Origin of the sequence: Chryseobacterium sp. StRB126 (assembly GCF_000829375.1) — a bacterium.
In the GTDB taxonomy this organism is placed as follows: Bacteria; Bacteroidota; Bacteroidia; order Flavobacteriales; family Weeksellaceae; genus Chryseobacterium.
Genome location: NZ_AP014624.1, coordinates 2,285,050 through 2,298,769 on the forward strand (window position 1 = coordinate 2,285,050; position 13,720 = coordinate 2,298,769).

Sequence of the window (13,720 nt, forward strand, 5' to 3'; positions counted from 1 at the left end):
TGTGGTCATTTTCCAGATGTAGAAATGCTATTTATAACAATACTTAAAAAACACTTGATTTGAATTTAGAAAATATAAATATTGGGGTATTAATTAAAGAAACGGTTGCGCAGAGCGGGATAAATATGTCTCGTATCTGTAGTTTTCTCAAATGTTCTGAAGAAGAGGTTATCAGCATGTATAATGAGAAAAACTTGGATACCAATACATTATTGCGTTGGAGTAAGTTATTAGAGTATGATTTCTTCAGAATTTATTCCCAGCATTTAATACTTTATTGTCCGTTTAAAAAAGAACAAAATAAAAATGTAAACACTCAATTACCTCAATTCCGTAAGAACATTTATACTAAGGAGATGAGAGATTTTATCCTTGAAAAGATCAATAAAGGAGAAAAAACCTGTAGTGAAGCTATAAATGATTATGGAATACCTAAAACAACACTATACAAATGGGTGAAAAAATACAACAATTAATGCCTAGTTCTAAAAGGATATATCACGATATCCTTTCTGATAAATATTCAGAGAGAATAAATGAATTTAAAAATTTTTTGGATAGGCAGATAAATTAATAGAAACCTTTAATCAAAGATACAGATCCCACAGCAGCAATGATATCCTCGAAATATTGGAATATCAGAAAAATAATAACCTGAATAAGGTGCAGCTTGCCTATCACTTTAAGCTGATCAGAAATACAATAACCAAATGGAAAAATAGGTAATATAGACGGATATCAAAAAAATGTTAAATAAACAACGTTTTATACAGAAAAAGGAGACCTTTTGAGTCTCCTTTCTTATACAAAATTTGTTTGTTGATGATTACTTAAAAATTACTTTGTAACTTTGCCATTTCCACCTCCTGAACAGTCTCTTTTTACTTCAGTTCTGTTTTCACAAACAACAAAGCAAAGGAAATAAGTTTTTGTCACTTTATAAGTAACGTTACAATTTCCTTCTTTTACTGTAATTAGTGTGCATACTTGTCTATAGCATTGTGCTGTTTCAGTCTCTTTAATATTTAGTGTTTTTGCACTGATATTTGAGGTTCCTAATGTTGCAAGTAATAATCCTGCGAATAATGTTTTTTTCATCGTAAATGATTTTTAAAATGTTAATAATGAATGTTAATAATGAATGTTATATTGTATTTTGTTTTCTAAAGAAATATAATTTTCGATTAGGCAGGATAAATTATTGAACAGGTATTGCAATAATATCAAACTGATCTGTAGAAGTAGCTCCAAAGGTGGCCCTTATTCCTACAGTATCACCAATGTAGGCAAATACGTTACCAACCAGATTAACAGTATAGGTGCCTTCGTTTAATATAATGCTTCTGTTTCCGTTCAGGTAAAAAAAACCAAAGGCATATTTCTCACCGCTATTGGTAAAAGGAATTCCGGAATCGATAATGTCCTTTGAGTTTAAAATCAATTTAGCACCCACTTTTTTTGAAGTACCGTCCAAAAGAGTGCCTCCATTGGCTTTTAGTATATCAGAAGCGGAAATGTTATAGGAAAATGTAACCATTGATTTTTTAGACAGAGTAAAGGTTTTTGTTGCTAAAACTGGTGTTGTAGTTAGCTCCCCGTTTACGGCAGATATTGTACTGGTATTTGGTACGGCATCCAAACCATCGGCTCCGCTAATAACTTTGAAAGGCTGTGCAGGCATCCAGTTTACGGAACCTAGTACACCATTAGCATCAGCTACAAGAGTTTTAAGAGCTTTGAAAGACTGGTCTTTATTAACGGATTTTGTTCCATCCGGTTTAGTATAGATAACATTTGAAGTTCCGTCTACCGGAAGCTCTCTTATTCTTTCTGTACCGTTTATGTCTAAAGTTTCGGTGGGAGTGGAAGTGCTGACACCTACACTATTGGATTGAGCGTAAAGTGAAAAGCATAATGAGACAGCAAAAGCAGTCAATAATTTTTTGTTCATTTTATGTTGTTTTTTAGTTCGGTGTTTAACCTGCCTGTGATTAACAGGTCTGCAAACCTACGTGTTTATCTCTGCTATAGAAAATTTAACACAAGATGATTTATGAATATGTCCTATTTTTTTCGGAAAATATTTTTAATAAGAATAAATCAATCCAATAGGAATAATATTGTATTTAATTATTTGAATACTAAATATTTAACATTGATTAAATACGAGTTGAATTATGAAAAACTCACATTGTTCTTTTGTATAGATCAATAGGTTATGATTTAATTTGTTAACACAAACACGACCAATGATAGAAAAAAAAAATTGATTTTTTTGTTTTGTATACTCTCTTTTACAAGCTTAAAGTCAATAAATGAATCCCAAATTGAAGAAGAAATTAAAAAGATTCAAAACCTTCCTGATAATAATCCCCATAAAATAATTGCTATCTCTACGGATATATATCGAATCGCGAGGAATAGTAGGGACAAAAAAGGAATACTTACAATTAGCAGCTTGCTTATTAATAAATATTGCGAGATTGGAAACTTTAAAAAAGCAATTGAAATATGTAATGAGATTGAAAAATTGGCTGGTAAAAATGATACAATACTGGTTAATTCTCATAGACTTAAAGCATCTGCTTATCTTGAACTGAATGCTGATAATGAAAGCTTTCGAGAATTAAAAAAAGCCCTTAAGACTGCAGATAATCTAGAATCTCAAAATGATAAAAATTACATGAAAGCTCTTGTATATAAGGGTTTTGTAGCCTATTTCTCTCATGTGAATGCATCCATTGATTCAGTAATGTATTATCAGAATGAATGCCTGGAAAGCGCTATGAGTATTGATGACCATAAAGATTTTCAGGATAAAAAATACCAAACTTTGGCTGTTGCTTATATGAATTTGGGAATGATGAATATAGCTTTAGGAAATACTAAAGAAGCTATCAATAAATTGTCAAAAGCGCTGGGGATTTGTAAGTATGAAAAGTATCATATTCATAAAGACCTTGAAGTAAGTATACTCAATGAATTAGCATGGACATATTATGACCAGAAAAACTATGATAAAGCTGCACACTATGCAGCTCAGGCAGAAAGAGAAGAAAAAAAGGTAGGTATGCCTTATGTCCGCAGAGACGTTTTTGAAATTGCTTTTAAAACATATTCATCATTAAAAAAGAAAGCACTCGCAAGAAAATACACCAATCTTTACATTCAGCTCAATGACAGCCTTGTAAATGTAGAGAAGAATGTAGCGGATATCAATGGGGAAAAATCTATAATCGGAAAACAAGAGGATAACACGGAAAGGAAACAGGATAATATTGTAATCTGGATTATTCTTGCTATTCTTCTTGCTATTCTTCTTCTTATAATCTGTATCGTTGTATGGAAAAAGTTATATAAACCTGATATTGCAGACGCAGGAAATAGTACGGCAGAGCCAAATGAACCTTTGAAAGTTTCCCATGAAAAAAATATACATATACCTGACTATACAACGAGGTCGATCTTGGATAAGCTTGCTAAATTCGAAAAATCTCAGAAATTTATAAAAAAAGACATAAGTCTCAGCTCTCTGGCCAGCGACCTTGATACCAATACGCGATATCTCTCAGCTATTATAAAGGAGCATAAAAAAAAGAGTTATAGTAGTTATATTAACGGCCTAAGAATAGCTTATATTAAAACGAAACTTATTGAAGATCCTATTTATAGAGAGTATAAAATAAGTTATCTGGCTGATGAATGTGGGTTTTCATCAAGAGAAGTTTTTGCTGTTACTTTCAAAAAAGACACAGGAATTACTCCTTCATACTTTATCAGCAGTTTAAATGATAAGTTTATGCAGGATGGTCTTTCATTAGATTAATTCTAATGTTTTGACAAATAATAATATTATGTTATTATGATTAATTGATGGAGTCTGAAAGAAAGACTTTAATCACTTATCGTGATGTATTCAGAATTTATTACCAGGTTCTTTTTTCTGTATTACTCTAAAGTCATATTGTTGTACTTTAAATAGATCCAGTGATATACATTTTAGATATAAAATATTTAGCCAACAGAATCAATGGACAAATGATAAAACAAATGAACTTATGATGGATTTAAAACAAATTAAAATTGGGCAATTACTTGAGAACAGTGTAAAAGAAAATCATATAGAAATAGAACGTCTGTGTAATTTTTTTAATTGTGAGGCTAAGAATATTGAGGAAATGTATGGTTCAGATACTGTAAGTACGGATATTTTAATCAAATGGTCTCAGCTATTACAATATGATTTTTTCAGATTGTATTCCCAGCATTTGGTTTTATATGCTCCTCCAGCGGCTAATGTATATAGCCAGACAGGAACCAAAAAAAAGGTTGAGATTCAAGAACTTCAGTTTCGTAAAAATATTTATACAAAAGAAATTATAGAATTTATTATCAATAGAATCAATAAAGGTGAAATGACCAGGGGAGAGGTCATCAGTAAATACCGGATACCCAAAACAACCCTTTACAAATGGCTGAATAAGTATAATGAATAGAGAGAAGAATACAAATGATAGACTAAATGTTGAACAATAATATTCTTTTGCTGAAATATAGAATATTTTAAACAACACATATAGTTTAATTTCTATATGGTTTTAGAAGTTATAGTTTTAGGATTGAGCAGTTGGCCAATAATAAAATAAGCGAGGTTTCCTATATTTAACAATTAAAAAGACAAACCTTAAGCACAATAAGTTTCTATTGAGTTTTAATTGAAATTTTGATTGGCATAGCGTAAAAGAAATTAGGAATTATTATAATTTCAAAGACCTTCATTAATATGGGAAATGATTTTTTCCGGTGTCATGATACTTGAGCCAAAAGTGTTGATTTTGAGATTAGAATCAATATAAAAATAATCTTATTGCAGCAATTGTATCATCCACATCTATTGTTCTTTTTTATACTTAATTTACATTATTTTATGCAAAGATAATCTTGGTATTCGGTTTATTTCTATTCAGAAATTATAATGAATCAAAACGGAGTTTTGCCATTTTATCTACTTGTAATTGAGAAGGTCAATTGTATTTTGTTGTGTGATAACTTACGAAAATGTAACATAAAATTTAAACTAATATTTTTAAATTAATGTTTATATTGTATGTTATAAAATTAGTAACTATGAAAAATTTTATCTTCTCCATCCTGTGCTTTTTTTTTATAGCTATCAATTCGCAATCTTTATCTGAAAAGGAGTTGGATAAAAAAATTAATGCGCTAAAGGAACTAAATAGTACAAATCCTAAAAAAACGATTGAGCTTTCAATAGAATGCTATAATTCAGCTAAAAAAATTGATTATAAAAAAGGAATGCTTGGCAGTATTATGATTCAACTGACAAAGTATTTTGATGTGGGAAATTTCAAGAAAGTAATTGAAATTAGCAAAGAAGCAGAACTTCTATCAAAAAGCATGGAAGATATGGAAAATTTATCAAATACATTTAGACTCAGAGCCTCTGCATATACTGAATTGGGTTTCAATGACGAAAGTTTAAAAAATTTTAATAAAGCTTTAGAAATATCTGAAAAAATTAAATCTTCTGATTCCAGGTTTTATTATAGATCTCTTATTTATACTGGGATGGCAACCTATATGGCCCATATTAACACACCTATAGACTCTGTAATTTTTTATCAACAAAAAAGTTTAAATGAAGCATTAAAAATGACCTCCGATAAAAAAAATCTAAACAGAAAGTATTACTTAATTTCAAGAGCTTATATGAATCTTGGGATGACCAGTGTGGCAAAAGGAAACCTTAAAAAAGCGGAAAATCATTTTACCAAAGCTTTAGAAATTTGCAGAAATAAGAATTACTCAATAAATATACAAACCGAGGTATTGGTTTTAAATGAATTTGCATGGCTGTATTTTGATCAGAAAAACTATGACAATGCCATACAGTACGCTAAGGAAGCTGCTATCATGGAAAAACAGTTCAGTTTCCCATATATCCGTAGAGATATATATGAAGTTATGTTCAAATCCTATGTAGAGAAGGGAAATAAAGGAAAATCTTCCGAATACATGGAGAAATTTACCAAGTTGAATGATAGTATTGTAAATGCAGAAAAGAAAACGATCAATACCCCTGTGAAACATATTTTGTCTGAAAAAGAGAACGATAACCGAAGCCTGATGAATAGAATGATGATAACGGGTGCTGGTTTACTTGTGCTTTCAATGTCAGGAGGGTGGCTTTATTGGAAAAAAAGAAACCATAACTTACATCTAAAATATGAGAAGATCATTGAAAACTTAAAAAAATCAGAATCTGCTGAAGAAAATAAGATATCAGCTGAAGTTCTGGTCATAGAAAATAATGGAGGTACCACTTATCCCAATGAAAAAACATCAGGTCTTATTATTAAAAATGATACTATAAATAATATTCTGTTGAAGCTGAATAAAATTGAAGACTCACAGAAATTTATAAGAAAAGACTTTACCCTTACATTTCTTGCTAGTGAACTGAATACAAACCCCAGATATTTATCTGAAATTATAAAACAACATAAAGGAAAAAGCTACAATAATTATATTAATGGTTTAAGAATTGGCTATATCACTAATAAACTTTATAAAAATCCTATATATAGAGAATATAAGGTCAGTTATTTAGCAGAACAATGTGGCTTCACATCCAGAGAAGTTTTTGCGGTTATTTTTAAAAAAGAAACGGGAATGACTCCTTCTTATTTTATAGGGCAACTAAAAAAAGAAAATACAACGTATTTGCAATAGTTATTTTTACTATTTTAATTTCTATTTATTAATTTCCATCATAATTAAATAACTATACAAATTTCAAGTTTTATAATTTTTTAAAGGATAGGTTTTCAAAAACAGTGAAGTCTACCAATTTTGAATTTGATCTGCTATGATATTTATTTTATCAAATAACTGCAAAAAAATATTCCGAAAAAATAGGAATAATTATTATTAATGTGTTGTTAACATGAGTAATTGATAATAGCTTATGTGTTTTCCGCCTTGGCAATCCAATTTCATGTTCCTGGGGATACGGTTTTCTAAAAGTCATACTAACATCCTCATGCAAATTACGCTGAGCTTCCAATGATTTTTCTTTATCCATTGAATATCTTGGATCCGGAATAAAAGGCATTTTGGCCATTTTATGGATGGTAACAGTGGGGAAGTGAAAATCGACCTCTACCGTTCCTAATAAGAGATAGCAGCCTCCTCCCTGAAAAGGATACTCTTCAAGACAATTTGGAAAATGAGCGGTATCAAAATATTCTCCTTCAGCATCAATCCAGGTACCGAAATACATCGATCCTTTTTTGGTGGGTACATGCTTTCTTGAAATAAGATATGCCAGCATTTTAACCTGACATTTATGAAACTTCAATAAATCTTTTACCAAAACAGAACCTCTGTAGCGGGTTTGTAATAAATCAAAAGGACTGAATGAAATAGGAAATCCTAATATTTCTATTTCATCAAAAGCATCTTCAAACTTATTTCTTTCTATACTAGGTAACTTATAATCCTTTTGAGGTTCTTCCAGTAAAGTCAAATGTCTGAAAGGAACCTTATTATGTCCCAGGAGAAATCTTGATTCAATCAGCAACTCATGCTTCTGTTTTCCGGTAAAGCGGAATGCTCCGATAAAGATTAAAATTTGTAGTGTTTCGATGCCAATAGGAATTCTTTTCACAAAGTTTTCCAAGGAAGTATACTCTCCATTTTGGGTTCTTTCTTCAGGAATCAGCTGTGCTAACCTTGTTTCCAGTTTTTCAAAATGCATCAATCCCAAATACACATCCAAGCCATAAACCGTTGTCTGGTATTCACTTAAATTGACACAGGGATTATGGATAGTAGCTCCCGACATCTTAGCCTCATGAATATAGACTTCCGTTCTGTAGAAACCTCCGCCGTTATTAATAGCGGAGACCATGAATTCGATAGGATAATAGACCTTGAGGTATAAGCTCTGATAGCTTTCCACAGCATAGGAAGCAGAATGTGCTTTACAGAATGAGTATCCTGCAAAAGATTCGATCTGACGGTATACTTCCATAGATAACTTTTCGGGGTGTCCTAATCTTTTACAGGACTCAAAGAAGTTATCTTTTACTTTCTGTAATGCAGATAAAGACCTGCCTTTACCGCTCATGGCCCGTCTCAGGACGTCACCATCAGGGGCGGATAATCCTCCGAAGTGCAGGGCAATTTTAATAACATCTTCTTGATACACCATAATGCCATAGGTTTCTCCCAGTTCTTTTTCAAAAACATCATGGAAGTATTCAAATTTTGAGGGATTGTTATGCCTGAAAATATATTCCCGCATCATCCCGCTTTGGGCAACACCGGGACGTATGATAGACGAGGCAGCTACCAGGACTTTGTAATTGTCACATTTAAGCCTTCTGAGCAACCCCCTCATGGCTGGAGATTCAATATAAAAACAGCCGATGGTTTTTCCGGAACTTAAGAATTCATTGCATTGGGCTTCATCTTTTGAGAGAGATATATCCCGGATATCGATATCAATACCTTTTTTTTCCTTCACCAGTTTTACTGTGTCGTTAATGGTACCTAAACCCCTCTGTGAAAGAATGTCAAACTTTTCAAGACCAATTTCTTCAGCAGTGTACATATCGAACTGTACAATCGGAAAACCTTTGGGAGGCATTTCCAGTGCAGAATAATTGGTTATGGGTTCTTCTGATATAAGAATCCCACAGGAGTGCATGCTTCTCTGATTAGGAAACTTTTCCAACAATTTTCCGTAGTAATGAACCTGTCTGGATACCGAATTGTTATCATGTTCGTGGATCGGTTTTGTTGCGAGCGTATCCAGTTCCTCTTTCGGAAGACCGAAAACTTTTCCTACTTCTCGGAAAATAGAACGGTATTTAAATTCAACATTGGTTCCACAGAAGGCAACATGATCTTTTCCGTATTTATCAAAAATATATTCCAGGATGATATCCCTGGTCTGCCAGCTCCAGTCAATGTCAAAGTCAGGAGGTGTTTTACGGTTGAGGTTTAAAAACCTCTCAAAATATAGGTCCAGTTCCAGAGGACATATATCAGTAATTCCGATGCAGTAACTGACAATGGAATTGGCACCACTGCCTCTTCCTACATGCATAAATCCCATCCGGTTGCTGTATTGGAGAATGTCCCAAGTGATCAGGAAATAGGCACAGAAATTAAGCTGCTTAATAACCATTAATTCTTTGTCCACTCTTGCTTTTGCCTGTAGATTATCTTCGGAGTATCTTTTTGAAAGTCCCTCATACGCTAACTTTTTTAAAAGCTCAAAATCATTTTCCCTGCTATCCGTAAAATTTTTTTTGTTTTTAGGGGTTGAAAAATCAAAATCAAAATGGCAGGTATTGACAATATATTTTGTGTTCTCAATAATTTGTGGCTTATGGTAAAATTGAGCCAGAAGCTCTTTTTTATCCGTAAACATTTCATTGTCTTTACAGTAATGAGCTTCTGTAAGTTTACTGATCAATGTATTGTGATCGATAGCCCTTAGTATTTTATGAAGCTCATATTCTTCATGAGTGGTAAAGGTAACCGGATGCAGGATGACCATTTTATGGATGAACGGTTTCAATTCCGGTTGAATCAAAAGGTTGAGCTGGTTCTGTCTGATACCTATAAATTCATGATCTGATAATTGTTCCGGAATATTCTCCAGAGGGTAAATAACAAAAGTATCTTTAAAATCAGGATTGGCTTTAGAAATTTCAATGCCATCACAATTATAAGCTGTTAAAAGCCTGTTGACTTCTGCAATGCTTTTCTGATTTCGGGCCAGGCAGATATAATACAGTTCATTCTGAACCCGTATTTCCACTCCGACGATCGGTCTGATATTATACTCCTGACAAAGCTTATAAAAATCATAGATCCCGGTAATGGTATTGATGTCTGTAAGAGCCAGGGTTTTAATATTAAAATGTACAGCCTGATCAACCAGTTCTTTAATAGAAATGGTTCCATACCGAAGGCTGTGATAAGAATGACAATTCAGAAACATCTTGTACTTATTTTAATAAACCTGAAGCTCTTCCTACACTTGTTGCCCCAAACCTGTTCTTGATTTTATCCATTGTCTGATACAGAGATATCAACTCTTCCGTATCTTCAAAGAGATCCATCTGATGGCATCCGTGAACCAGTCCGGTAAACTTTACTCCTACTAACCTGATTCTCATACGCCTGGTATATACTTTTTTAAAGAGTTCTAAAACATACCTAAGCAGGGTATGGTCAGCTGAGGTGTAAGGAATTCTGTATTGCTTGGTTTCCGTATCAAAATTGGCATAGCGGAGTTTTACCACCACTACCGATACCAGCCATTTCTCTGCACGAAGTTGATAACAGAGTTTTTCAACCATTCCAGAGAGTATACTTTGGATACCCTGAATATCGATGGTGTCCTGAGCAAAAGTATCTTCGGTAGAGATGGATTTTCGTTCAGAGTAAGGAACTACAGGGGCTTCGTCAATTCCATGTGCTTTTTTCCAAAGTTCATATCCGTTTTTACCAATCAGCTGCCCAAGCACATCAACAGGCATTTCAGAAAGTGTTTGTATCGTTCTGATCCCCAGTCTTGAGAGCAGTTGAAAGGTTACATCTCCGACCATAGGAATCTTCTTTACCGAAAGCGGGTTTAAAAACGGCTGTATGTCAGACTGTTTCACTTCCAATCTTCCGATTGGCTTTGATTCTCCGGTTCCGATTTTGGATACGGTCTTATTAGTGGATAGAGCAAAACTTATCGGTAAACCTGTATTTTTCTGCACGCTTTCCGCTATTTCATGTGTCCATTTGTAACATCCGAAAAACTGATCCATTCCGGAAAGATCCAAATAAAATTCATCGATGCTTGCCTTTTCAAGAACAGGTACTTTTTCCTGAATAATCTCCGTTACCATATGGGACATATTGGAATACATTTCCATATCTCCCTTAATGACTTTAGCTTCGGGGCATAGCCGCAAAGCCATTTTGATCGGCATTGTACTCCTTACTCCAAAAAAACGGGTTTCGTAAGAGCAGGACGCCACAACACCACGGTCTCCACCTCCGATGATCACAGGCTTTTTCTCCAACTCAGCGTTTTTCAGCCTTTCACAGGAAACAAAGAACGTATCTAAATCCATATGTACAATTGCTCTTTCCATGTTACAAAATTAGTTACGTTTTGAAACATATTTTGTATTTTTGTTGTCTAAAATTGTAACAATGTCAAAATTCTCTGATAACATCGTGTTTTTGAGGGGAAAGAAAAATATGACTCAGCAAGAACTGGCAGATCTATTAATTCTTACCCGATCCAGATATGTCGCCTATGAATATGGCAGAACAGAACCTCCTATTGAAATATTGCTTAGAATTTCTAAATTCTATAACATTAGTATCGACCTATTGTTGACTGTAGATGTCAGAAAATTTTCTATCGATGAACTCATGGAGCTTCCTGAGAATAGGATTGTTCTGCCTATAAGGGTTGATCAAGATGGAAACAATCAGATTGAGATTATTCCCCAAAAAGCTTCTATGGGCTACTTGAATGGCTATGGAGATCCGGAATACATTGAAAGTCTGGAGACCATTTCATTACCTTTTTTAAAAGGAGGTAAGTTCAGGGCATTTCCGGCTGACGGAGATTCAATGCCACCCTATAAGAACGGAACCTATATCGTGGGAAAATATGTAGAAAATCTTTCGGATTTGAAAACGGACAGAACGTATGTTTTCATTACCACCAATGATGGTATCAGTTACAAAAGATTTCAGTTTCATGAAGCAGATGGTATCTGGGTAAAAGCTGACAATCAATTTTATGAGCCTTATAAGATAGCATTACCTGAAATTAAAGAAATCTGGGAATTTGCCTGTAGTATTAATACCAAAGAATATGAACCTGATGAATTTTCAGAACATCATATTCAAAACTTTATCACAGAAATTAAAACTGATATCAGACAGATCAAAGAAAAAATGGGAGATAAGAATTGAATTCATTTTGAGTACATGGCATAATCAAAAAACTTCCCCGAAGGGAAGCTAAAAAACACAAATGATGAAAAAAATTATTCCGAAGAAACGGAATAAGACAAAGTTAAATAATTTAAAGAAAAAACTACAATGAGTCAGCTTAGTTTATTTGATGCAGAAGAGTTTTATGAGTTTCCAAAAGACCTTTTGGAATACAGAGAGAATTTCCTGAGCGGGGAAGAAGCCGATCTGCTTAAAAATAAATTATTAGAAACCGCTCCCTGGGAACAACGTACTCAAAAAATGTACGATAAGATGGTACTTACTCCAAGATTAACGGCCTGGTATGGTGATTCAAAGTATAATGATTCTGAAGCAGATAAAAAGCCAACCAATCCATGGACTCCTGAATTGTTTTCATTAAAACAAAGAATTGAAAATGAATTTGGCTGCCAATTCAATGGGGTTTTGTTAAATCTATACCTTAACCAAAATGATTCCGTTGCCTGGCATCGGGATAAGGAAAGTCGATATGGAAAGCGACCTGTCATTGCATCCATCAGTCTTGGACAAACCAGAAACTTTGATTTCAGAAAGAAGGATCATCATCAAAGCAAATACAGCCTACCACTCCCTCATGGATCGTTATTGATTATGAAAGGCGATCTTCAGGAAAACTGGGAACACAGGATTGCAAAATCAAATACATCAATGAAGGAACGAATCAATCTGACATTTCGTTTAATTATTTCTAAACCTGTAGATTCCTGAAGACTTATTGATAATTGTTTTTGAAAGTTTCTTCATTTAAATGATATTTTCCAAAATTTAGATAAAAAAAATCTTCATTGTGGAAATCTTTAAAATAAAAATCATCTGTATCTAATATTTCCACAGCGTCAGAATGTATATTGGAATCAATAGTTTTATCAAAATAATTATGATTGCCATAAAACCATTCTATAAGAATAGAACCATTGATTATACTTTCTGCAAAACCAGCATCATTGCCTTGTCCAACATATATAGTTGATCCGAATGCAATATTGCTTCTATACTTATTCTTTTGATCACGCTTAAGATAATCGGTACAATCTTTTGTGACTTTATTAAAGTATATTTTAACATAAATATTACTTATATGTGCCTGTCCCAAAATGAAGAGTCTCATGTGAATTTTCAAAGTAAATGCAAAAATGCTTTTTTCAATTTCTACTAATTATAAATAACATAAAAATGAAATACCTAGTTAATATGTTTTATACTATTTGTTAATTGCTCTCAAAAATATAAGGACAAAATTAGTTATGGCTACTAAAAATAAAACAATTGATAGTTTAAAGATTGAATTAAAAGATTGAAAAACAAGAAATACACAAAAAATAATTTGTTCTTGAAAAGTGGGATGAACTGAAATTCTAAATGTTCTTGTTAAAATAATAATAAGCAGATTATTGAGCTTTGATACAGTTATTTTACAAAGTAAAAAATAATTTGCATAATTTTCAATTTCAAAAAGAAATTCTGGTTGGTGTAATAAATGTAATAGTTGATACACATAATGATTTTAATAAGTTATGAAAAAAGAAAAATTACGTTCAATTAGAAAAGAAAAAGGATATATACAAAAAGAAATTGCAGATGTTTTTATCAACGGATGTATCTAATTATAGGCGAAAAGAAAATGGAGATGTTAGAATTTTTAAAGATGAAT

11 protein-coding genes are annotated in these 13,720 nt (G+C 32.8%); 6 read left to right on the forward strand and 5 right to left on the reverse strand.

All coding sequences use genetic code 11. The features are described 5' to 3' along the window. The first annotated feature begins 59 nt into the window (after positions 1-59). A complete protein-coding gene (locus CHSO_RS10310; RefSeq protein ID WP_045495606.1) occupies positions 60-476 on the forward strand; it encodes a transposase in 417 nt (138 codons plus the stop codon). Positions 477-837: 361 nt separating this feature from the next. On the opposite strand, the gene CHSO_RS10315 is transcribed toward CHSO_RS10310, so the two are convergent. Together CHSO_RS10315 and CHSO_RS10320 are read right to left on the reverse strand one after the other, a co-directional pair. After that, positions 838-1,098, reverse strand: a complete 261-nt coding sequence (locus CHSO_RS10315) for a hypothetical protein (protein WP_045495608.1) — start codon at positions 1,096-1,098, stop codon at positions 838-840. A gap of 100 nt (positions 1,099-1,198) precedes the next feature. Then, on the reverse strand, positions 1,199-1,951 hold the full coding sequence (locus tag CHSO_RS10320; protein ID WP_045495610.1) for a hypothetical protein: 753 nt from the start codon (positions 1,949-1,951) through the stop codon (positions 1,199-1,201). A gap of 507 nt (positions 1,952-2,458) precedes the next feature. On the opposite strand from CHSO_RS10320, the gene CHSO_RS24985 reads away from it, so the two are divergent. From CHSO_RS24985 to CHSO_RS10335, 3 genes are all read left to right on the forward strand, one after another. Beyond that, the gene (locus CHSO_RS24985) at positions 2,459-3,826 is read left to right on the forward strand and encodes a tetratricopeptide repeat protein (protein ID WP_052480552.1); all 1,368 of its coding nucleotides are present in this window, start codon (positions 2,459-2,461) and stop codon (positions 3,824-3,826) included. A gap of 232 nt (positions 3,827-4,058) precedes the next feature. After that, positions 4,059-4,496: a helix-turn-helix domain-containing protein gene (locus CHSO_RS10330; protein WP_316932465.1), complete on the forward strand. Its 438-nt coding sequence runs from the start codon at positions 4,059-4,061 to the stop codon at positions 4,494-4,496. A gap of 631 nt (positions 4,497-5,127) precedes the next feature. Next, complete coding sequence (locus CHSO_RS10335; RefSeq protein ID WP_045495618.1) at positions 5,128-6,753, forward strand: tetratricopeptide repeat protein; 1,626 nt, start codon at positions 5,128-5,130, stop codon at positions 6,751-6,753. A 151-nt stretch (positions 6,754-6,904) separates the two neighbouring features. On the opposite strand, the gene CHSO_RS10340 is transcribed toward CHSO_RS10335, so the two are convergent. Both CHSO_RS10340 and dinB read right to left on the reverse strand, forming a co-directional pair. Then, positions 6,905-10,039, reverse strand: coding sequence for a DNA polymerase III subunit alpha (locus CHSO_RS10340; protein ID WP_232509176.1), 3,135 nt, complete (start codon positions 10,037-10,039; stop codon positions 6,905-6,907). A gap of 7 nt (positions 10,040-10,046) precedes the next feature. Next, positions 10,047-11,189 carry a DNA polymerase IV gene (gene dinB / locus CHSO_RS10345; RefSeq protein ID WP_045495620.1) on the reverse strand — a complete coding sequence of 381 codons (1,143 nt, stop codon included), beginning with the start codon at positions 11,187-11,189 and terminating at the stop codon, positions 10,047-10,049. Between the two features lie 61 nt (positions 11,190-11,250). Between dinB and CHSO_RS10350 the strand changes: the two genes are divergently transcribed. Then, entirely contained in the window at positions 11,251-12,027 is a 777-nt protein-coding gene (locus tag CHSO_RS10350) for an XRE family transcriptional regulator (protein WP_045495622.1), read from the forward strand. Positions 12,028-12,156: 129 nt separating this feature from the next. Further along, positions 12,157-12,777 carry an alpha-ketoglutarate-dependent dioxygenase AlkB family protein gene (locus tag CHSO_RS10355; protein ID WP_045495624.1) on the forward strand — a complete coding sequence of 207 codons (621 nt, stop codon included), beginning with the start codon at positions 12,157-12,159 and terminating at the stop codon, positions 12,775-12,777. 4 nt (positions 12,778-12,781) lie between these two features. On the opposite strand, the gene CHSO_RS10360 is transcribed toward CHSO_RS10355, so the two are convergent. Continuing rightward, entirely contained in the window at positions 12,782-13,177 is a 396-nt protein-coding gene (locus tag CHSO_RS10360) for a hypothetical protein (protein WP_045495626.1), read from the reverse strand. Positions 13,178-13,720: the final 543 nt, after the last annotated feature.